We start from the raw sequence: 20,969 nt of genomic DNA, 5'->3' as shown, positions 1-20,969 counted from the left end.
AGTTATCACGTATACCAGTCAACAATGAAAACCCTCATTCTTTGTATCGTATTGACTGTGCTCGGTAGCAACTTCACTTTTGGTCAACTCATTAAACCGGGCGACCGACCCGACACACTGGTCACGGATAGCGGCACATTTCGGGCATTAATTCGGGGTAAAGTCACCCAGGGAACCTATGCCATGGGTGAAGTGATGGAACACATGAATTATATGACTTCCCTCCACCGGCACAATACGTTTGACGAATCCATTTACGTACTGTCCGGCTATATGACTGTGCATATACAGGGTAAAACGCACCGACTGGGGGCCGGTTCTTCTATTTTCATTCCTAAAGGGACGCCCCATGCCCAAGGAAATTTAGACCCTGAGCCCGTACGCTTTCTGTTCACAATGGCGCCATCGGCTGGCTTTGAGGGCTTTATGGAAGGGCGGGCTGAAGTGCTGAAAACCACGAAGCCCGGCACCACTGAGTTTATGAAAAAGGTGATGGTCCTCGTTCCAAATTTAGACTTAGAAGTGCTTGGCCCGTCGCCAGTGAAGCGTTGATTTACGTAAGCTATCTAATCAACCATTTACGATAATGAAAAAAGCATTTATCATCCCGGTTGGCCTTCTTATAATACTGGCCTTATCGTCTTTATCCATGGATCCGGCAAACCCGCTTGTGGGGCGCTGGCAGCAACAGATTAATGGGGTAACCCTACTGTTCAACTTCCGGCCCGACGGTACCTACGACGGGTTCGTCAATGGGAAGTCATATTTAACGGGACGCTATTATGTCCACCAGGATACAATTGGGGTCACCGACGGTAAGTGTGACCCGACTTACTTCGGTACCTATAGATTGCAGTTTTTAGTACCTGATTCGGTTCGGTTCACCGCGATTTTGGATACCTGCCGGGACCGCCGGGAGACGGTACCCACTCTGGCGCTTGGTCGGGTTACTACCGTTAAGCCATGAAAACCTACCTCTGTTTTCTGACGGTAATCATTGCCTTTGTGCTGGTCGGGTCTTCGTTCGTGATCGACGAACCAGCTGCTAAAGCGGCCTTAGGAAAGCGCCTGTTTTTCGACCCCATTCTGTCGCGCAACCGGACGGTAAGTTGCGCCACCTGCCACCGGGAGGAGTTCGCCTTTGCCGACACGTCGGTACTCAGTCTGGGCGTGCTGGGTCGTAAAGGAAAACGCAACACCCCCTCGGCCATGAATGTGCTGTTGCAGAACAGTTTCTTTTGGGACGGACGAGCCAATACGCTTGAAGAACAGGCCCTGATTCCCATCGCCAACCCCGACGAGATGGATCTGCCTATTGAGGTAGCCGTCAAACGACTCAACACCAGCCGGACGTATCGGGCTTCCTTTCGGCAGGTATTTGGAGAATTACCGTCCAAAACCAATCTGGCCCAGGCCCTTGCTATGTTCCAGCAGACGCTGGAAACCAATGAATCGCCCGTGGACGATTGGCGGATGAACGATAACGAAGCCGCTGTGAGTGAGTCAGCCAAGCGGGGCTTTGCCCTGTTCAACGGCAAAGCGAACTGTGTGCAATGTCATTTCGGGGCCAACTTTAATAGTTCGGAGTTCCGCAACATCGGCTTGTTCAATGGGAAAACACTGGCCGACAGTGGCCGAGCTGCCATTACCAAACGGGCTGGTGATCTGGGCAAGTTCAAAATTGGTCCCCTGCGCAATGTGGCCCTGACGGCACCTTACATGCACAACGGGATGTTCAAAACGCTGACTCAGGTCATTGACTATTACGATGACCCCGACAAGGTAGTGCCCAACGCCATTAATCGAGATCCGCTGTTAGCCAAACCGCTGGGTTTAACGAGGCAGGAAAAAATGGACCTGGAAGCTTTCCTGCGGTCGCTGACCGACAAACGGTTTATGGTGAAAGCTAAATCTGGCCCTAAAACGTAGCCGATACTTATGCCCCCGTTTATCCTCCAGACCAATCGGCTAACGCTGATGCCTGTTGACGTAGCAGACCTGCCCGAACTGCAGGCTTTGTTCACCGACCCGGACGTCCGGCGCTACTTGCTGGATGACTTGCTTGTAGAAGAGGCCTGGACGGCTGATGTGGTCAACAGGAGCGTCGTTATGTTCAGGGACCTTAGCTACGGCTTATGGGCCATTCGGGAAACGGGTCAACGGTCCGTTATTGGCTTTTGCGGCTACTGGTATTTCGAGCACCTGCCTCACCCGTTGCAACTCATATATGGGCTTTTACCGGCCTGGTGGGGCCAGGGTTTAGCCACCGAAGCCGCTCGTATTATGCTTGACTATGGGTTTGAAACGGTGGGCTTTACGGAGATTATTGCGGCTACCGACGTACCCAACCGGGCGTCGGTGCGGGTAATGGAGCGTTTGGGACTGACGCATTTGGTTACCGACGAAGCCGTTATCTATTACAGCCTGCTAAGATGACAACTATGCATCCATTCATCGACAAAGCTAAAACCGGCAAAAACCACTGGTGGCGCTACGGGATCGGTCTGCTCATTAGCCTTCTGCATTTACCCGTATTATTTCACCTATTCCTCAGCCACCTAAGGCGGGTAGCATTACCAGCCGACATTGTCGATTACTACGCAAACTTCCTCTACCGGGCTTCGGCATTACCCGTACTACTATTGGTTGTCAGGTCTATTCACCAACGTCCCATATTAACTGTGCTTACGGCATCTCCCCGGTTTCGCTGGAAGCGTATGCTATTTGCTTTTGGCGTGATGCTGGGCTTGTGCACGGCATTTGAAGGGTTAAATTATTTGATCGATCCGGCTAACTATTACCTCAGTCTGAAATGGATTCAGTTTATACCGGCCCTCCTCTTTGGTTTAGTTTTTATTACGTTGCAGGTGTTGGCCGAGGAAGCACTATACCGGGGATACATTCTCCAGGCTTTCGGCCTAGCCACCAAAAACATACCCATTGCGGCAGCGATCACGATCCTGTTGTTCACGGGCCCTCACTGGGGTAAAATTGAAGGTGACGAAGCGGTGTCGATGACTTACTTCTGTAGCTTCGGTTTGCTGCTGATAGTAACTACGTTGCTCGATAACGGGGTAGAGGTCAGCACCGGCATTCACACCGCCAACAACATCTTCAGTATGTTGATCGTGAATTCCCCGTCCGACAGCTTTCCCGCTCCGTCTGTTTTAGCACCCATCACTTAACGTTCGACTGGGTGTCAGTGCTGAGCATTTGGGTTTCTTACCTAATCCTGCTGTGGGTTTTGACAAAAAAGTACCACTGGAACTGGCGATCAACAGGCTGGCTGCACCGATTGTGATAACTAAAAAGCAAGTTTACCGATGCTGCGCTGAGGTAAGTATTGACTCAAACACACCTTCCATCCCATGACAAAAACATTAGTCCTTGCCCTGATTAGCTGGCTCGTCTCGACCCTGAGCCTGGCGCAGACCCGCTCCACGTACACCATGCCCGCTGAATGGGAGCACCAGGACGCCGTTTGGATGGGCCTGCGCACCGAGGAGACCCAGAAACAATTTGATAGCGTCACCATCGAGATGATTCGGGCACTGGCTCCGTTCGTCAGGGTGAATCTAATTTTAGAAAAAGATACCCTGTTCCGGGACGGAAAAGGCTGGTTTACTCCCCTTGGTATCGACACCAGCCGAATCTCTATCATCCGGCAGGACCCTACCGACTACTGGTACCGTGATCCGGGACCCGTATTTGTTCGCAACGCGGAAGGGCAGCTGGCCGTCGTTGATTTTCGGTACAGCAACTATGGGGCGCACCCCGACTCCCTGAGCGAACGGGCCCGCCAACACGACGGCATCGACCGTGACATCGCCCGGCGGCTGAAACTGCCCATTATCACCTCCAGTGTTTTTATGGAAGGGGGAGCAATGGAGGTAAATGGCAAAGGCACGCTGCTTCAGGTCGAATCGGTTACCCTGCAACGCAATCCACACTTGTCGAAGGAGGCCATTGAGCAGGATTTGAAGCGGGTACTGGGGGTGAAAAAGATAATTTGGCTAAAAAAAGGTCCTGCCGACGACGACCGACTGGGGCTGTTAGGGGATTCGGTGCTGTACAGTGTCCGAGGCACGGGGGGGCATGTGGATGAGTTCTGCCGCTTTGCCAATGGCAACACGATGCTGCTGGGTTGGATAGATGAGGGTGAAATTGGTACGGACCCCGTTAAGCGACTCACCCACGACCGAATGGTCGAAAACCTGAAAATTCTGCAACAGGCCACCGATCAGGACGGTAAGCCCTTTACAATTGTCAAAGTGCCGTTCCCGTCCATCAATTATCTAAAGCGAGTCGTCACGGAGAGCAACCGGTTCTACAAAAACGTAAAGCGAGCGCGTCCCAACGTCAAATCGGGCACGGTACTCTACATCGTGCCCTCGGCCAGCTATCTGAATTACGTCATTAGCAACGGGGTGGTTTTACTACCAGCTTACTGGAAGCCGGGCGAGTCGGAAGCGGGCAAAAAGCGGGATGCCGAGGTACTGGCCTTGTTCCAAAAACACTTTCCGGGCCGGAAGGTGGTCCAGATTAATCCCATCAAGCTCAACTACGAGTCCGGGGGAATGCACTGCGTCACCCAGCAGCAGCCGACCGGGAAAGCAGCCGCTCAACCCCTGCCTGTTTTGGCAAAGTGATCCTGAAATACGCCTACAAAGCGATGGAAATTAGCTTTGTAGTATCCGTAACATACTGACTAAAAGTAAATTTTTATCTTAAAGTAGCTATGAAACGTCGTGCATTTTTGACATCAAGTCTGGCAGCTCCCCTTCTCGTGGAAGCGCCAACATTTCCCGACGACCGGGCTAAGAAGGCTGTTTTTGTAGCCTCGGGAAACAACCGGGTGAATGAAACGTTCGGGGCTGGCCAGCCCAATCTCCTGAAATTATCGGGGAAAGACACCAATGGGGACCTGTGCATTTTCGAAACAACGGTCACGGGAAAAGGCGGACCACCGCTTCACGTTCACCATGCCGTGGACGAGTGGTTCCATATCCTGGAAGGCGAGTTTGCGTTCCGGATCGGCGAGGAGACGTTTCGGCTGAAAGCGGGCGATTGCATCCTGGGTCCCCGGGGCGTTCCTCATACGTTAGCCCATGTTTCGGAAGGCGTTGGTAAACTGACTATTGTCTTTCAACCCGCTGGCCAGATGGAAGACTTCTTCATTGGGTCGGGCAAGCGCCAGCGTCGTCCGACCGCGGAGGAATCGCAAGCCCATTTCCGGGCCCATGGGATGGAAATTGTAGGGCCACCGCTGCCCGTCGAGTGACAACAACCGCTACAAAGCGGTGAAACGGGCCCTAGCCCAACCCTCGCCGACGGCGAATAAGTAGAGAAAAATGAGTTATTCTGATGTTTCATCCTGTCAACGTTTATACTATGAAAAGCAACTGCCAACTAACTTTTGTCGGCATTCGGCTTCGTCGGCTGCGTGTACCATTCTGCTTATTACTGTCGATTCTGTTCGGCAACCTGGCTTGTCAGGACCATCGGGAACCGCCCCAGCCTCAGATTACCCCCTTCGCCAGTGGACTGGTTGCCCCGTTGGGCGTGGAAACGGACGCGAAGGGCCAGGTCTGGGTAACCCAGGCCGGGAGTGGCACGGCCAATGATGGCCAGTTATCCATGATTACGCCCCAGGGCCAGGTGTATCCGGTGGTGACCGGTTTTACCTCTCAGGTCAGTCCGGAAGGAGCTGTTTTTGGACTCAATCACCTATTGCTTCAGGGGACTACGCTTTATCTTTTACACGGCGTCGAAGGCCGACTCTATACATTCGATATAGCGTCGTTTCAGCCGGGTGATTCGCCCCAAACCGCCCCTTCGCTGGCCTATGAAGACATCGGTACGTTTGTCAAGAATTACGCCTTTGCCAACGATACGGATGCCTCGGATCTGTTTAACCTGACCACTGGTCCGGGTGGCGATTTGTTTATTGTCGATGCGGGAGCCAATGCGATTATTCGTCGGCAGGCGACCACCAAAGCGCTTAGTGTCTTTGCCACCATTCCGCCCATTATCAATGCCGGCGTCGATACGCTGGAAGCTGTACCGACCGGCATTGTGTTTGACGGCCAGAAATTCCTGGTCAGCAATTTTACGGGCTATCCGTATCCATCCCAAAAGGCGATGATCTATCAGTTTGATCTTCAGGGACATGAATCCACCTACCAAACGGGCCTGACGACCCTGACCGATATTGAACTGGATGCCAATGGGCAAGCCGTTGTGCTGGAATATGGCACCTGGACAGGACAGGGCTTTGCCGACAATTCCGGGGCCATCGTTCGGTCGACGGCTCAAGGCAATACGTCCTTGTTGAGCAACCTGAACTTTCCCAACTCGATCAAACGCAGTGGTGCCAATACGTACTATATCGCCCGAACGTTTGATGGAACCATTCAGAAAATAACCCTTTAGTCTACTTATACTGTGCAGCCGTGTTAAATCAAGTACCAATTATGAACAAACTACCTATTATCCTTATGGGCGTATGGCTCATCCCAACCCTCGCGGTTGGGCAACCAAACTCGGCACTCAATAGAACGGCCACACCGATTAAAACGACAACCTTGCTGTCGGATAAGCCAATGGTGAGTCCATCCGGTGCAAAACAAACCCTGCAACAGGAAGTGCAAAAAGCCGTCGACGAAGTAGCCAGGGCCATCAAGGATAAAGACAAAGCGCTGTATGATCGCTACGTATCGCCCGACTACATCCACACCAATCCGGGCGGGGAGGTAACCAACCGGGAGCAGGAGTTCTCAGACATGACCAGTGGGGTACAAACGTTCGCGTCCATCAAACTCGTCCCGTTACCTTATGATCAGATCAGGATTTTCAACGACAATATGGCGGTAATAACGGCCCACTACAACGTAACGGGTAACGACCACGGCAAAGAGTTTACGATGCAGACCCGCTCGCTGGCGACTTGGGTGAAACAGAATGGCGGGTGGCAACTGGTGGCGTTTCAGGCAACGGGCGTCGCGAAGCCTTTTCAAAAGTAACCTTCGAAGCAGGTCAGCTACCGATGAAAAACGCCCCGGTATTCGTGGTTCTTTAAAGCGGGCAATAAGCGATTTGACTAGCCCTTTTTAGTGAACGGCTGAAGCCTTTTTACTGGATGGCGTAGGTTTGCCAACCAGCTCACTAACGGCTAGCAGTCAGGAAGTTGATCTATTCTAAACCAATAAACTGTTTCGCTTGTGAATGTACATCTTACGATATCTCTCTGTCTGCTGGCTTCACTTCCCGTGTTAGGGCAGCATACCCACAGTACCCACACGGCGGCTACCCAATCAGCCACGCACTGCCGTGCTCCCGAAATTCGTAAGGTCGCCCTGCCGCCACCCCAGTTAATGGAAGGTATTGGTAAAAGCCACCTGAAAATAACGACCAAATCGGATTCGGCCCAGCGCTTCTTCGATCAGGGACTTTCCCTCCTGCACGACTTCTGGGACTTTGAAGCCCACCGGGCTTTCGAGTACGCAGCTAAGCTTGACACAACAGCCGCTATGCCCCACTGGGGACTCTACATGGCCATTCAATCCAGTGACCCAAAACGGCAGGCGGATAAGAAAAAGGCGTTGGAACTGGCTAAAAAGTGGAGTAAAAGCGCGTCTGAACAAGAGCAATTATACATTAAAGCGATTGAAGCTGAAGCGGCCGCTACCGAAGCAAAGAAAAGCCGGGAAGAGCGAAACCGGGCGTTTACCGCCGAGATGGATAACCTGATTCACCGGTATCCCGACGATGTCGAAGCGAAGTTAATTCTTTGGCTGGGGGCCATAGGGGGTAGTTATTCCGCCGATGGTAAGCCGGAGGAAAATACCATGTACGCCCAACTAATGCTCGAAAAACTGCTCGTTTCGCATCCCGACCACCATGCCGTGCACCATTACTGGATTCACCAAATGGAAAACTGCTGCCCGCAAGCGGCTTTAGCCAGTGCCCAGAAGCTGGCTTCCTTAGCCCCGGCCTCGGGTCATATCGTTCACATGCCCGGCCATATTTACTATCGGCTAGGCGATTACAAGCGGGCCCGGCAATCGTTTCTGGCGGCAATGCGGGTTGATTCGGCCTATATGAGCCGGCAAGGTATTCACCGGCTTGATACCTGGAACTACGACCACAACCTCCAGTACTTAATTGCCAACGACGCCGAGGAAGGCCGCTACCGGGAAGCTACCGCTATCCTCAGCCGACTCCTCGATAAATCAGGCGTTCAGGATACAGCCCGTGCCCAGGACTTTAAGAAGTGGGCGTTTAACGTTAGCCAGAAACGACCCGTATCGCTGGCCGTTCGCTTTGGGCAGTTCGCGCAGGCGGCTGATTATCAGCTACGAAACTTGGCTGACACAGCCGCTCAGCGGGCAGCCATGGGTGACAAAGCGTACACTGAATTTCGGAAAACGCCCCTGCGCCGTACCCGGGTTGCCTACTTCCTGGGCATGGACGCCGTCGAAAAAGGAAAACTCGACCTGGCCCGCCAGTACGCCAATGAACTGGATGCCGATTTATGGCGGGCTACCAGGCAGGATAAAACGGTTAGTGGTTACGAAGAAACTATGCTTAGTTTATACTCGGTCGAATTACAGGGTAACCTCTATAGTCTTCAGGGCGATACTACACATGCGTTTAGGTTGCTCCGGGAGGCCGTAAAAATGGAGAAAGAACTTGGCTATCAGGAACCTCCCCTTTACGAGTACCCCATCCGTCTGTCGCTGGCCAAAGCCTATCAACGCGCCCGGCAGTGGCAAAAAGCCCGGGACACCTACCAGGACTTGCTGAAAGAAAGGCCCAACAGTGGTTTTGCCCTTTTTGGTCTGGGCCAGGTCTGGGAGGTCGAAGGCAACCGGGCCGAAGCGACGAAAGCTTATCAACGATTCTTAACGACCTGGCATGAAGCCGACACCGATCTTCCCCAGGTCAAAAAAGCCAGAGATTGGGTGCGGGTGAATAATGGGCCGGTAACGGGAAATACGGGCAGCCATTGACGAGGTGATAAAGGCCGTCAAAACCAAAATGTGCATGAAAAAACGTTTGTATTCCTGTCAGCTTCTAGCCAGGTTCATTGGTTTTGGGATAGCCAAAAAGCCAGGCAACTGGCAGACAAAAGTCACCCTGAACGAGCGGGTTTTTTGCCTGCTCCTGACTGGACTCACCCTGGTGTCCTGCCAGAAAAACGTGGAGCCGTCGGGTTGTCAGCTTGTCGTGCAGGAATCAATCAGCACCTATACCTACCAGTTCGATCAAGCAGGCAAACTAACTCAAATTCATACGAATACAGGCAGTAACGAGGCCGACTTTTGGTACACCTATCAGGGCCGACAGGCAACCATCGAGGTAACCTACCCGAAGACGGATTACCTCCGAATTATGTATGATCTGACACTCAACGAACAGGGGAATGCCCTCACGGTGAAGGAAACTGTGTTTAACCGGCTGGCCGATGGAACTACTCAGCAATCCATTACGGCTACCCATACCTTCGCTTATGACAATCAGGGGCACCTGACCGAACACCATGCAGATAAGTTTACCTATCCACCGGGTGCGTCAAAAAAAACGGAAACGTACCAGGAGCAACTAACTTACCAGGACGGCAATCCGGTCGATATCGTACTCACCTATTCGGCACCAACCCCGCAGGTGATTCGGGTCCGTAATCGCTACGATGGCCATACTAACCCGCTGACGATTCCGTTTCTGGTCGAATCAAATCCGTTCGGCTTTTCGGCTGACTGGTATTTACAGCCGTTTTTGGGCAAGCCAGCCCAGCATCTGATTGCGGGCTCGGATTTAACAGAAACGGGTCGGCAGATTCCTTCTACAAGCTACACGTATCAGATCGATGCGGGTGGGCAACTAAAGAGCGTTGCCAGGACTGGTTCTCAGGCAAATGGTCTGTCCTTTAGCAACAATTGTCCCTGAGTCAACTGCCCAGACACACGTAGTAAATGGACTGGAATGAAACACGACGATTGGCCTTTCCGAGGGGCTTTTTAAGTTTGTGAATCTCCGCTTTTAGGGTTGTAACGGCCGCTTTGGCATACCGCCCAACGGATTTAGGAGGCTGGGTATCGGACTGATTACTCACTTGATTTTCTTCAACGGAAACCTTCGCTGAACGTGCCTTAAACAAATTCGTTGAAAAGGGGATAGACAGCGGTTGCCAATTTCATTGCAAACACTGTCTTGTTCCGGTCTCAATCCGACGTTCAACCAAACAATAGTATAATTAAATTAAAAATTTGGTCTGGTTAATTGCTTTAATAAGTGTCAACACCAGTCAGTAGCATACAGATGAGTCGACAGCAGAAAACTCATGGGCCAGCACCTTGTCAGGGTTTGGGAGCTGCCTGATTGGTCAGTGCCCAGTTATTGTCGAAAAAGCCCGCGGTCTTAACGCCTGCTACACCATCCCTGAGCATGCTGATATCGAAGACCATATAGTCGGGGAAGCCGCTACCGCCGGCAAAGTATTGATTGGCATTAGCCGCGTTCAGGCCGGGCAAGCCTGTACCCGTAACAACGCCTACCGAAGCCGTCTGGCTGTCGGCGCGTGGCCAGATGAAGTAAGCGCCGAACCCGTCGCCTTTATAGCGTTCGTTGCCAATAACCAGCTCTCCGCGTGTTACCTGGATGGGACAGGTAGCCAGTAGCCCGGGCCAGGCGCGGTTCGTGGTCTGATTGCCAAATAAAATGACGCCCCGGTCTTTATAAAGGGCTGGGTCAAATGCGTTGTCGGCTACGATCTCAACGGCTCCGTTACCCCGGTAATACCAGGTCTCGGCGTCGAAACGAGCTTTGTTATACGCCCACTCGTTTTCGGCGGTATTCCCGGCGGTACCATAAACGAAAACCATCCGGTGCGTAAACGCATCCTTAAACGTCCCATTCCGGTGTGGCCCTTTCATCGCCGGGCTCAGCCGTTCTATCGCCACCCAGCGGTCTTTCCCGCGACGGAGCAGGAGGGTGTCACTGGCACTGGTCGTTCGGTGCTCGATAGCCGGTAATCCATCGAGGGTGATGCTGACGGGTTTGTTGGCTCCAAAATGAGTCAGGGCCAGCTTCAGGACCGCCACATTGGTGGTGGTGCCTGTAATCGCCTGCGCGGTCCGCTGAAACTGTATACGGCTGTAGGCAAGCGGCTCGACCTGCTGGTCGATGGAGGCCCACCGATAAGCCGAAGAAATGCCGGGGTTGGCCGTGGTGAAATCAATGGTGTTGACCGACGAATCAGCTACCGTCTGGTGCCATTTGAAGAAGTCAAACAGCGGATTCCAGTCAACGCTATGATCGCCGAACCAGTGGCTGCCTCCCGGGTATTCGTAATAACTCATGTCGGGTTGCGATCCCCCCAGCAGTTTTCGCATCTGGCGGGCATAGGTGACAGGTACGGTACGGTCGGCGTCACCGTGGAAGATATAGACGCCCAGCGGTTTGTAGTTGCTTACCAGCTTCAGCACGTCGCTTTGGTTACCGGCCTGGAGCAGGACCTGCTCTAAGGGGTTGCTGCTGCTGTCTGGAATAAGACCGTCGGCAGAACCGTATTCTTTCAGGGTAGGGTAACCCGCGCAGGGGGCAATGGCCGCCCATTTGTCGGGGTAGGTGGCACCCAGGAACCAGGTGCCATGCCCGCCCATCGAGTGGCCCGTCAGGTAGATATGGTGCGGATCGGGCTTGAACCGGTTATTGGCCAGGGCAAGCACTTCAAGGGCATCGAGCCGCCCCCAGTCTTCCCAGTTAAAGCCGCGAGGCCGCCGGTTGGTTGCTGCCACCAGGGTGCCCCAGTCTTTCGGTTTGTAGGCCCGGGCCTGTCCGCTGGCTTCGACCCCCGCGCCGTGGACGGACAGGAACAGCGCTGCCGGGCCAGCTGCGGTTGAGGAAGAGGGCGTTACGGCATAGTATTGGAGACTACCGTCGATATGACTGGTGAACGTGACATTGTAGGAACTTGCTGGCGCAACAGCGTCCAGCGCAACGGTTGATTCGTCGAGGGATTTTCCTTTTTGCAGCAGTGTAACGGTGCATGAATGAGACCCGGGGGCCTTGATAGTGCTGCCATCTATGGTGAAAGCCACTTTTCGGGTCGACATCGCCGGTATAGAGGGAACTGGCGTTGTAGCCTCCCGCCCCGACAGGCTGCTTTTCAGCGTCAGACCGGCTAAGGGCTTATCGCTGGTGTTGAGAATAACGATAGCCGCCTGTAGCGCCGTGTTAGGCTCGTTTAACCGAATGCTGGGGACTGTTGGATCATCGGTGCGCAGCAGAGCGGTTGCCTGGGGGAACTCCAGACTGGCGGTAATGGCAGTGCCGCGTACGTAAAATTCGTTGAGTCCTTTTTTAAGCTTGACTGGAATGTGCAGATAGCCCATGCTATAGGCGTCGCCCATATGCGGTTCACCGTTCACATATACAGTACTGTTGCCTTTGATGTTGAGCACGGCCACCTGCGCGCGGGTCGATGCGTAAGTTAAGTAGGCATAACCTCCCCCTCCACCAATGCCCCCCCGCAGGCTTCCGGGAGTGACCCCCGGACCAGCCGGAGCACCTCCGTTGCCCCGTGCATTAGTCCGCAGCCGGAGCCGGTTGAGGCTGTCGGCAGTTACCGGTAGCCATTGAATGGGCCGTCCCTGTTCGTCTACCCCAAAGGAACCTCCCTGGGTCGGCTGTTTCAGGGTGTGGGTATAAAGCTGGTAAGCCAACGGATCACTGTAAATAGCCTCCCGTCCGTACCGGCTTCCTGTTAACGCCATTAAGCCGCTGGTAAACCGGTATACAGTGGGTTGGGGTTTCGACAGACTTACCTGACCCGACACATGGCTTGCCGTAGACAACAGGACTAATAAGGCGACGTAGATTTGGTTAAACATGCAGGTTGAGTTCAATTGGAAACAATGAGCGATCAGGGAAACAGGCGGTTTGAACCCAAAAGATACGAATAGTTTTTAAAATAAATTAATAAGTGGCTGGTGAGCTATAATTTATAGAGCGATTTAATTGGCCGGATGATAAACAAGGTTATTCAGACTTGAATAATTGGGAGAATTTCTATGTAAAAAATTGGAGAAGAAAGCGTAGGCTCTTATAATTGTGTCACAGTAACACGTTGTTACAGGAGAGCTTCTTTTTAAACCGGTTTCGAATGTTTGCCTATACTCATCAAAGTCGGATTCTGGTTGCGCTGGACTGTATCATTTTTGGCTTCGATGGCGAAGAATTGAAACTGCTGCTCATCAAGCGAAATTTTGAGCCGGCGCTGGGCCGTTGGTCGCTAATGGGGGGATTTTTGCACAGCGACGAAGCCATTGAAGAGGCTGCCCAACGCATTTTGTATGAGTTGACGGGTCTGGAAAATCCATTCCTCGAACAGCTTCAGACGTTTGGAGCCATAGACCGCGACCCGGTCGAACGAACTATTTCGGTGGTTTACTACGCCCTGGTCAACACCCGAAATCAGGATACGGAGGCTATCCGGGCGCATAATGCGTCGTGGATAAGCTTAAGCAAAAAGCCGGATCTGATTTTCGACCACAACCAGATGGTCGAGCTGGCCCATCGCCAGCTGCGTTACAAAGCGGCTTTGCATGCCATTGGATTTGAACTCATGCCCGAGAAGTTCACGATTCCGCAGCTTCAGAAGGTCTATGAGGCTATTTACGATACGCAACTGGACCGGCGAAATTTCAGTCGAAAAATTATAGCCACCGAAGTACTGATTGGAACCGGCGAGAAAGATACCCAGTCGGTTACCAAGAAAGGACAGCTATATCGGCTTAACACCGAGAAATACCAGCAGTATCTGAACGACTACGTTAGCTTTTTGCCCGAACTGACGCGCACCTGAGCGCCAGCCCACAGCCTTATCCTGAACCCTACGATCGGCTCGGCTCCCTGTCTGGACCGGGTCTCACTCAATAACCCTCACATGCAACATACATACGTCATTGGCGTCGATTTTGGTACCGATTCCGTACGGGCACTGGTGGTCGATGCCCATACCGGGCAAACCGTTGGTACGCACGTACACGAATACGTCCGATGGAAACAGGGCCTTTACTGCGATCCGGCACAGTCGCAGTTCCGGCAGCATCCGCTTGATTACCTCGAAGGCCTGGAGGCAACCATCGCGGGAGCGCTGGCAAAAGCACCGGCTGAGGTTCGGGAGCAGGTGGTAGGAATTTCCGTCGACACTACCGGCTCTACACCCGTAGCCGTCGACAAAACCGGCCGGCCGCTGGCCCTGCGCCCCGATTTTGCCGAGAACCCGAACGGGATGTTCATCCTCTGGAAAGACCATACGGCCAATGCCGAGGCAGAAGAGATCAACCAGCTGGCCCACCACTGGGATACCGACTACACCAAATATGTGGGCGGAATATACTCGTCGGAGTGGTTCTGGGCCAAGATGCTTCGAACGCTGCGGGTCGACGAGTCTGTCCGGGAACATGCCTTCTCGTGGGTAGAACACTGCGACTGGATATCGGCCGAGCTTACGGGCATAACCGACCCGCTGGCTCTCCGACGGTCGCGCTGTGCGGCCGGACACAAGGCCCTCTGGCATAACGAATTCGACGGCTTGCCCTCCGACGAATTTCTAACCCGACTCGATCCACTGCTGAGCGGCCAGCGTGACCGGCTCTTCTTCGATACCTACACATCCGACCAGCCTATGGGGACCCTCTCGCCCGAATGGGCCGAGAAGTTGGGCCTTCGGGCGTCGGTTATCGTCGGGGTAGGGGCGTTCGACGCCCACATGGGTGCGGTAGGGGCCCAGATCGAGCCGTATGCGTTCGTTCGGGTCATGGGCACGTCGACCTGCGACATGCTTGTGGCGCCCAATGAAGAAATTGGCCATCTGCTCATCCGGGGCATTTGTGGCCAGGTCGATGGGTCAATTTTGCCGGGGATGCTGGGCATGGAAGCGGGCCAGTCGGCGTTTGGCGACGTTTACGCGTGGTTCGCCCGGCTCATCGTGGAGCCCGTACGGCAGCTGCTGGGCGAGGGGGCGGCCAGTGAACTGGCGCAGCAACTGATTCCTCATTTGTCGGAACAGGCGGCTCAGTTGCCCGTAACGGAACGGGACGCTGTAGCGGTCGACTGGTTCAACGGGCGTCGGACACCCGATGCCAACCATACGCTCAAAGGGGCCATTGCGGGTCTCAACCTGGCCACCGACGCGCCCCGTGTGTTCAAAGCGCTGGTGGAGGCTACGGCCTATGGCTCGCGCAGCATCGTCGATCGGTTTGTGGAGGAGGGGGTACCCATCAAAAAAGTCATCGCCATTGGCGGGGTAGCGAAAAAGTCGCCGTTTGTCATGCAAACGCTGGCCGATGTGCTCAACAAGCCTATTCAGGTAGCCCGTGCCGATCAGGCCTGTGCGCTGGGGGCCGCCATGTGTGCGGCTGTAGCGGCTGGCGTCTATGCCACGATGGAAGAAGCCCAGCAGGCAATGGGGTCTGGCTTCGACGCCGAGTATCACCCCCGGCCCGAGCAGGTCGCCGTCTATGAAACGCTGTATCACAACTACCTCCACCTGGGTAGCTTTATCGAAAACAAGCCTGCTCAGCCATAGCCATTGCCGAACATGGCAGCGCGTATAGCCATGTATGGTATGTGGTGTCAGGTTCACGAACTGGCAATACATGAGCGACATACGAATAGTAACTGAGGATACAAAAAGAAAGGATTTAACGTAGTTGATAATGCTCAATCTGAAACAATTCGACATCTGGTTTGTCACCGGAAGTCAGCACTTATACGGCGAGGAGACCCTTCGTCAGGTCGATGCCCACTCGCAGGTCATTGCCGGATTTTTGAACGACGCAGCCCCTATGCCGGTGCGGGTCGTCTTCAAACCCGTCGTGAAAACCCCGGACGAGATCTACGCCCTTTGTCAGGAAGCCAATGTGTCGCCTAACTGCGTAGGTATCGTGACCTGGATGCACACGTTTTCGCCCGCCAAGATGTGGATTCGGGGCCTGACGATCCTGAAAAAACCACTGCTGCATCTGCATACTCAGTTCAACCGGGATATTCCCTGGGCGGATATCGACATGGATTTCATGAACCTCAACCAATCGGCCCACGGCGACCGGGAGTTTGGATTTATGATGACCCGGATGCGGCTGAACCGGAAAGTGGTGGTCGGCTTCTGGCAGCAGGACGATGTGATCCGGCAAATAGCCGACTGGGCGCGGGTGGCCGTGGCAGCGTTCGAGCTAAAGACGATGAAAGTAGTGCGGTTCGGCGATAACATGCGCCAGGTAGCCGTAACCGAAGGCGACAAGGTAGCCGCCGAAATGACGTTCGGCATGTCGGTCAACACCCACGGGGTCGGCGATCTGGTGGCGGTAATCAACCAGACGAGCGACGCTGATATTGACCGGCTGGTTGCCGAATACGCCGATACCTACACGCTGGCCGACTCGCTCATACGCGGTGGGGCGCAGCACGCATCGTTGCGCGAAGCCGCTAAGATCGAAATTGGTATGCGGGCGTTTTTGCAGGCGGGCGGGTTTAGCGCCTATACCGATACCTTCGAAGACCTGCACGGCATGGCGCAGTTGCCGGGCATTGCGTCGCAGCGGCTTATGGCCGACGGCTACGGCTTTGGTGGAGAAGGCGACTGGAAAACGGCGGCAATGGTGCGTACCCTGAAGGTGATGGCGGCTGGCTTACCGGGCGGCAACTCGTTCATGGAAGACTATACCTATCATTTCGATCCCGGCAATCCGCTGGTATTGGGGTCGCACATGCTGGAAATCTGTCCGTCTATTGCGGCCGGAAAACCGACCTGCGAAGTCCACCCGCTGGGTATTGGCGGCAAAGCCGACCCGGTCCGGCTGGTGTTCAACGCGTCGGCAGGGCCGGCCATCAATGTATCGCTCATCGATATGGGTAACCGATTCCGGCTGCTGGTCAATGAGGTCGAGGCCGTGGCGGTAAGCGAAGCCCTGCCGAAACTGCCCGTTGCCCGGGCCCTCTGGAAACCCATGCCTGACCTGGCAACAGGCTGTGCGGCCTGGATACTGGCCGGTGGCGCTCACCACACGGTCTACAGCCAGAACCTCACTACCGATCATATCGAGGATTTTGCCGACATCTTCGGGGTGGAGCTTGTGGTGATCGACCGGAGTACCAACATCCGCCAGTTGAAAAAGGAGCTTCGCTGGAGTGAGGGGTGCTTCAAGTGAGCATCAACATAACGAATGAAAGACCGAATGGGTAAGCCAATTGACACACCTATTAATCGGTCCGGACGTAGCTGTCCGGCCAGCTAACCATGAAAAAACCATTATTTACCCTGGCGTTTGCCAGTATGGCCCTCGTGGCATCGGCCCAGACGAAGGTTACGGTCAATGCCGATCAGGGAAAACACCAGATCAGCCGTCATATCTACGGTCACTTTGCCGAACACCTCGGCCGCTGTATCTATGATGGCTTTTATGTGGGCGAAAGCAACACGAAGATTCCCAATAAAAACGGGGTCCGGCTTGACGTGGTGGCCGCCCTGAAAAAACTTAAAGTGCCTAACCTGCGCTGGCCGGGTGGCTGCTTTGCCGATACCTACCACTGGAAAGATGGCATCGGCCCCAAAGCCAAACGGCCCAAGATCGTAAATACCTGGTGGGGGGGCGTGACGGAAGACAACAGCTTCGGTACGCACGATTTCCTGAATATGTGCGAACTGCTGGGTACCGAGCCGTACCTGGCGGGTAACGTGGGTAGCGGTACGGTTCAGGACCTGACCGAATGGGTACAGTATGTCAATTTCGAGAAAGACAGCCCCATGTCCTCGCTCCGTCAGCAGAACGGCCGGGCGAAACCCTGGAACGTGCGCTACTGGGGTGTTGGCAATGAAGCCTGGGGCTGTGGCGGAAATATGAAGCCCGACTACTACGCCAATATTTTTCGTCAGTACAGCACGTTCATGAACCCGAAAGTAGGGGACGAGCGTATTTTTCGGATTGCGTCAGGGGCCAGCGACAATGATTATAACTGGACCGAAACGCTGATGAAAAATATTCCCAATACCCTGATGGAAGGTCTGGCCATGCACCACTACTCGGTGCTGTCATGGGGTGAGGGTAAAAAAGGGTCGGCGACGCAGTTTCCGGATGAGGAATACTTCAAAACCATGCAGCAGGCCCTGCTCATGGACGAGCTGATCGAGAAGCATTCGGCCGTTATGGACAAGTACGACCCGGAGAAAAAAGTGGCGCTCATTGTCGATGAGTGGGGCGGCTGGTATAATGTTGAGCCGGGCACGAATCCGGGCTTTTTGTACCAGCAGAATACCATGCGTGATGCCGTGCTGGCGGGTGCAACGCTCAACATCTTCCACAAACACTGCGAACGGGTGAGGATGGCGAACCTGGCCCAGGCCATCAACGTGCTACAGGCGGTGATTCTGACGAAGGGCGACAAACTGCTCTTGACCCCTACCTACCATGTGCTGGAAATGTATAACGTGCATCAGGATGCAACCATGCTGCCGGTAGCCGTGAAATCCGACGATTTTACGTTTGAGAAAGAGAAGCTGCCGGCGGTGTCGGTATCGGCCTCGCGTGATAAAGCAGGTAAGGTTCACGTATCGCTGGTAAATATCGACCCGACGAAGCCGCAGGAAATTTCGGTGGACCTGAAAGGACTGAACGCAACGGCGGTGACAGGCCGCATCCTGACCTCCGGCAATGTCCACGATCACAACACGTTCGAGAATCTCAACAAGGTAAAGCCTGTTGCCTTCTCCGGTGCCAAACTGTCGGGCAATACCCTGACGGTTACCCTGCCGCCAGTGTCAGTAGCCGTCCTTGAGCTGTAAAAGAATGATGAATGATGAACGATGAATGATGAATGATGAATGATGAATGAGGAATGATAAATGATGAACGAGCGGCCTGAAAGCATTTATCATTCATCATTCATCATTCATCATTAATATCTCCCTACCCTATGTATACGACCCTTAAAGAAGAGTGTTTCGAAGCGAATATGCAGCTTCCGAAGCTGGGGCTGGTGCTGTTTACCTTTGGTAACGTCAGTGCCGTAGACCGGCAGCAGGGTGTTTTTGCCATAAAACCGAGTGGCGTCCCCTATGAGAAACTGACCGCAGCCGATATCGTCATCTGCGATTACGACGCGCGGGTAGTCGAGGGGACAATGCGCCCCTCGTCGGATACCAAAACGCACGCCCTTCTTTACAAGACCTGGTCTGATATTGGCGGTATCGTGCATACCCACAGCACCTACGCGGTGGCCTGGGCGCAGGCCGGGATGGATATTCCCATCTTCGGGACGACCCATGCCGACCATACGCATCAGGATATTCCGTGTGCGCCCGCCCTGACCGACGAGATGATCGAAGGCGACTATGAACACGAAACCGGTAACCAGATCTTCGATATTTTTCGGGAGAAGGGCCTGTCGCATACCGAGATGGAGATGGTGCTGCTGCAAAACCACGGACCCTTTACCTGGGGTAAGACTGCCGAGAAGGCCGTTTATAACTCCGCCGTTCTGGAAGAAGTCGCTCGTATGGCTTACCTCACGCTCCAGATAAATCCGCTGACACCCCGTATCAAAGACACCCTCCGGCTGAAACACTATGCCCGCAAACATGGTAAAGATGCCTATTACGGTCAGGGCTGCTAACGGCAGTCGGGTGGGGTAGAATAGTGCCAACCATTCATTTACCAGTATAAACCCGTTTAACCTGTGAAATCGATCCATCAACTCCTGGGGCTCTTTGGGCTCGTTAGTTTAGCTATGATTACTTCCTGTTCCTCCGAAAAGTCTGGTGACAACCCTAAAGCGGGTATCGAAAAGTCGGCCTTTGGTACATTAGCCGATGGTCGCCCGGCCGACCTGTACACGCTCCGGAATGAAGCGGGCATGACCGCCCGCATCACGAATTACGGGGGCATCCTCGTGTCGATGACCGCCCCTGACAAAGCCGGTACATTTGAAAACGTAACGCTCGGTTTCGACTCGCTGGCGGCCTATGAGAAAGGGAGCCCTTTCTTTGGTGCGCTGGTGGGTCGGTATGGCAACCGCATTGCCAAAGGCAAGTTTACCCTCGACGGGAAACCCTATACGCTGGTGACCAACAACATGGGCAACCACCTGCACGGCGGCACCGTCGGGTTCGACAAGGTGCTGTGGACGGCTACCCCCACCGACGGTAATGAGCCTGCGCTTAAACTAACCTATACCTCGAAAGACGGGGAGGAGGGCTACCCTGGTAATCTGGCGGTGACGATGATCTACACCCTGCAAAAAGACAATGCGCTGCGGATCGACTACGAGGCCACAACCGATAAACCAACGGTGGTGAACCTGACGAATCACACGTACTTCAACCTGACGGGTGGCGTCAAACGGGATATTCTAGATCACGTCGTAACCATCAATGCCGACCGGCTGGTACCTGTCGACCAGACGCTGATCCCAACCGGGGTATTACAGCCCGTGGCCGGAACCCCGTTCGATTTCACAAAGCCGACCGTCGTTGGCAGCCGCATCAACGATTCCAGCGATGTGCAGATCAAGTACGGCCTTGGCTACGACCATTGCTGGGTGTTTGGTGATAGCAGCAGCAGCCTGAAGTCAGTTGCTACGGTGATGGAGCCCACCAGCGGGCGGGTGATGAACGTTAAAACGACCGAACCCGCCGTGCAGTTCTACACGGGTAATTTCCTCGATGGTACGCTGACAGGGCCGGGGGGCGTAGTGTATGCGAAACGATCGGGCCTGTGTCTCGAAACCGAACATTACCCCGATTCGCCCAACCAGCCCGCTTTTCCATCGACGGTTTTGCGGCCCGGCCAGACCTATAAAACCACCACGGTATACCAGTTTTCGGTCAATAAATAATCTGTTTGCCTGCATACGACGAGCCAGAACGGGCTGGCCTGATGTAGACCGGGGAATTCCGGTCTACATCA

General features: G+C 54.0%; 18 protein-coding genes. 17 read left to right on the top strand and 1 reads right to left on the bottom strand.

The genetic code is table 11. The features are described 5' to 3' along the window. Positions 1–24 precede the first annotated feature (24 nt). The 11 genes from FH603_RS11215 to FH603_RS11165 all read left to right on the top strand — a co-directional run bounded on the left by FH603_RS11215 (position 25) and on the right by FH603_RS11165 (position 9,948). Positions 25–552, top strand: a complete 528-nt coding sequence (locus FH603_RS11215; RefSeq protein ID WP_186737582.1) for a cupin domain-containing protein — start codon at positions 25–27, stop codon at positions 550–552. Between the two features lie 34 nt (positions 553–586). Beyond that, positions 587–967, top strand: a complete 381-nt coding sequence (locus FH603_RS11210; RefSeq protein ID WP_186737581.1) for a hypothetical protein — start codon at positions 587–589, stop codon at positions 965–967. Continuing rightward, positions 964–1,929, top strand: a complete 966-nt coding sequence (locus FH603_RS11205; protein ID WP_186737580.1) for a cytochrome-c peroxidase — start codon at positions 964–966, stop codon at positions 1,927–1,929. Before FH603_RS11210 ends, FH603_RS11205 begins: the two co-directional genes overlap by 4 nt. Before the next feature lie 9 nt (positions 1,930–1,938). Next, positions 1,939–2,436, top strand: coding sequence for a GNAT family N-acetyltransferase (locus FH603_RS11200; RefSeq protein ID WP_186737579.1), 498 nt, complete (start codon positions 1,939–1,941; stop codon positions 2,434–2,436). Positions 2,437–2,441: 5 nt separating this feature from the next. Further along, positions 2,442–3,185, top strand: coding sequence for a CPBP family intramembrane glutamic endopeptidase (locus FH603_RS11195; RefSeq protein ID WP_186737578.1), 744 nt, complete (start codon positions 2,442–2,444; stop codon positions 3,183–3,185). Positions 3,186–3,368: 183 nt separating this feature from the next. Then, positions 3,369–4,649 (top strand): agmatine deiminase family protein, encoded by a 1,281-nt coding sequence (locus FH603_RS11190; protein ID WP_186737577.1) that lies wholly within the window; start codon positions 3,369–3,371, stop codon positions 4,647–4,649. A gap of 89 nt (positions 4,650–4,738) precedes the next feature. Beyond that, positions 4,739–5,281 (top strand): cupin domain-containing protein, encoded by a 543-nt coding sequence (locus tag FH603_RS11185; RefSeq protein ID WP_186737576.1) that lies wholly within the window; start codon positions 4,739–4,741, stop codon positions 5,279–5,281. 110 nt (positions 5,282–5,391) lie between these two features. Continuing rightward, positions 5,392–6,432, top strand: a complete 1,041-nt coding sequence (locus FH603_RS11180) for a ScyD/ScyE family protein (protein ID WP_186737575.1) — start codon at positions 5,392–5,394, stop codon at positions 6,430–6,432. 41 nt (positions 6,433–6,473) lie between these two features. Then, positions 6,474–7,022, top strand: coding sequence for a nuclear transport factor 2 family protein (locus tag FH603_RS11175; protein ID WP_186737574.1), 549 nt, complete (start codon positions 6,474–6,476; stop codon positions 7,020–7,022). Between the two features lie 198 nt (positions 7,023–7,220). Continuing rightward, the gene (locus tag FH603_RS29090) at positions 7,221–9,011 is read left to right on the top strand and encodes a tetratricopeptide repeat protein (RefSeq protein ID WP_186737573.1); all 1,791 of its coding nucleotides are present in this window, start codon (positions 7,221–7,223) and stop codon (positions 9,009–9,011) included. A 34-nt stretch (positions 9,012–9,045) separates the two neighbouring features. Then, complete coding sequence (locus tag FH603_RS11165; RefSeq protein WP_186737572.1) at positions 9,046–9,948, top strand: DUF4595 domain-containing protein; 903 nt, start codon at positions 9,046–9,048, stop codon at positions 9,946–9,948. Positions 9,949–10,358: 410 nt separating this feature from the next. On the opposite strand, the gene FH603_RS11160 is transcribed toward FH603_RS11165, so the two are convergent. Continuing rightward, positions 10,359–12,893, bottom strand: coding sequence for a carboxylesterase family protein (locus tag FH603_RS11160; protein ID WP_186737571.1), 2,535 nt, complete (start codon positions 12,891–12,893; stop codon positions 10,359–10,361). Positions 12,894–13,165: 272 nt separating this feature from the next. On the opposite strand from FH603_RS11160, the gene FH603_RS11155 reads away from it, so the two are divergent. The 6 genes from FH603_RS11155 to FH603_RS11130 all read left to right on the top strand — a co-directional run bounded on the left by FH603_RS11155 (position 13,166) and on the right by FH603_RS11130 (position 20,898). Further along, positions 13,166–13,867 (top strand): NUDIX hydrolase, encoded by a 702-nt coding sequence (locus tag FH603_RS11155; RefSeq protein WP_186737570.1) that lies wholly within the window; start codon positions 13,166–13,168, stop codon positions 13,865–13,867. A gap of 81 nt (positions 13,868–13,948) precedes the next feature. Next, entirely contained in the window at positions 13,949–15,595 is a 1,647-nt protein-coding gene (locus FH603_RS11150; protein WP_186737569.1) for a ribulokinase, read from the top strand. Positions 15,596–15,725: 130 nt separating this feature from the next. Next, the gene (araA, locus tag FH603_RS11145; protein WP_186737568.1) at positions 15,726–17,216 is read left to right on the top strand and encodes an L-arabinose isomerase; all 1,491 of its coding nucleotides are present in this window, start codon (positions 15,726–15,728) and stop codon (positions 17,214–17,216) included. 89 nt (positions 17,217–17,305) lie between these two features. Then, a complete protein-coding gene (locus FH603_RS11140; RefSeq protein ID WP_186737567.1) occupies positions 17,306–18,847 on the top strand; it encodes an alpha-N-arabinofuranosidase in 1,542 nt (513 codons plus the stop codon). A 131-nt stretch (positions 18,848–18,978) separates the two neighbouring features. Beyond that, on the top strand, positions 18,979–19,677 hold the full coding sequence (locus FH603_RS11135; protein WP_186737566.1) for an L-ribulose-5-phosphate 4-epimerase: 699 nt from the start codon (positions 18,979–18,981) through the stop codon (positions 19,675–19,677). Positions 19,678–19,791: 114 nt separating this feature from the next. After that, on the top strand, positions 19,792–20,898 hold the full coding sequence (locus FH603_RS11130; RefSeq protein WP_186737599.1) for an aldose epimerase family protein: 1,107 nt from the start codon (positions 19,792–19,794) through the stop codon (positions 20,896–20,898). Positions 20,899–20,969: the final 71 nt, after the last annotated feature.

The sequence above is a fragment of the Spirosoma utsteinense genome (assembly GCF_014282275.1).
Taxonomy (GTDB): Bacteria; Bacteroidota; Bacteroidia; order Cytophagales; family Spirosomataceae; genus Spirosoma; species Spirosoma utsteinense.
This window is presented reverse-complemented; position numbering and strand designations above follow the sequence as displayed.

What these genes read in the sequence shown, in the direction of transcription:
- FH603_RS11215 (WP_186737582.1), top strand. Translation starts at nt 25, where the DNA reads ATGAAAACCCTCATTCTTTGTATCGTATTGACTGTGCTCGGTAGCAAC.
- FH603_RS11210 (WP_186737581.1), top strand. Translation starts at nt 587, where the DNA reads ATGAAAAAAGCATTTATCATCCCGGTTGGCCTTCTTATAATACTGGCC.
- FH603_RS11205 (WP_186737580.1), top strand. Translation starts at nt 964, where the DNA reads ATGAAAACCTACCTCTGTTTTCTGACGGTAATCATTGCCTTTGTGCTG.
- FH603_RS11200 (WP_186737579.1), top strand. Translation starts at nt 1,939, where the DNA reads ATGCCCCCGTTTATCCTCCAGACCAATCGGCTAACGCTGATGCCTGTT.
- FH603_RS11195 (WP_186737578.1), top strand. Translation starts at nt 2,442, where the DNA reads ATGCATCCATTCATCGACAAAGCTAAAACCGGCAAAAACCACTGGTGG.
- FH603_RS11190 (WP_186737577.1), top strand. Translation starts at nt 3,369, where the DNA reads ATGACAAAAACATTAGTCCTTGCCCTGATTAGCTGGCTCGTCTCGACC.
- FH603_RS11185 (WP_186737576.1), top strand. Translation starts at nt 4,739, where the DNA reads ATGAAACGTCGTGCATTTTTGACATCAAGTCTGGCAGCTCCCCTTCTC.
- FH603_RS11180 (WP_186737575.1), top strand. Translation starts at nt 5,392, where the DNA reads ATGAAAAGCAACTGCCAACTAACTTTTGTCGGCATTCGGCTTCGTCGG.
- FH603_RS11175 (WP_186737574.1), top strand. Translation starts at nt 6,474, where the DNA reads ATGAACAAACTACCTATTATCCTTATGGGCGTATGGCTCATCCCAACC.
- FH603_RS11165 (WP_186737572.1), top strand. Translation starts at nt 9,046, where the DNA reads ATGAAAAAACGTTTGTATTCCTGTCAGCTTCTAGCCAGGTTCATTGGT.
- FH603_RS11160 (WP_186737571.1), bottom strand. Translation starts at nt 12,893, where the DNA reads ATGTTTAACCAAATCTACGTCGCCTTATTAGTCCTGTTGTCTACGGCA.
- FH603_RS11155 (WP_186737570.1), top strand. Translation starts at nt 13,166, where the DNA reads ATGTTTGCCTATACTCATCAAAGTCGGATTCTGGTTGCGCTGGACTGT.
- FH603_RS11150 (WP_186737569.1), top strand. Translation starts at nt 13,949, where the DNA reads ATGCAACATACATACGTCATTGGCGTCGATTTTGGTACCGATTCCGTA.
- araA (WP_186737568.1), top strand. Translation starts at nt 15,726, where the DNA reads ATGCTCAATCTGAAACAATTCGACATCTGGTTTGTCACCGGAAGTCAG.
- FH603_RS11140 (WP_186737567.1), top strand. Translation starts at nt 17,306, where the DNA reads ATGAAAAAACCATTATTTACCCTGGCGTTTGCCAGTATGGCCCTCGTG.
- FH603_RS11135 (WP_186737566.1), top strand. Translation starts at nt 18,979, where the DNA reads ATGTATACGACCCTTAAAGAAGAGTGTTTCGAAGCGAATATGCAGCTT.
- FH603_RS11130 (WP_186737599.1), top strand. Translation starts at nt 19,792, where the DNA reads ATGATTACTTCCTGTTCCTCCGAAAAGTCTGGTGACAACCCTAAAGCG.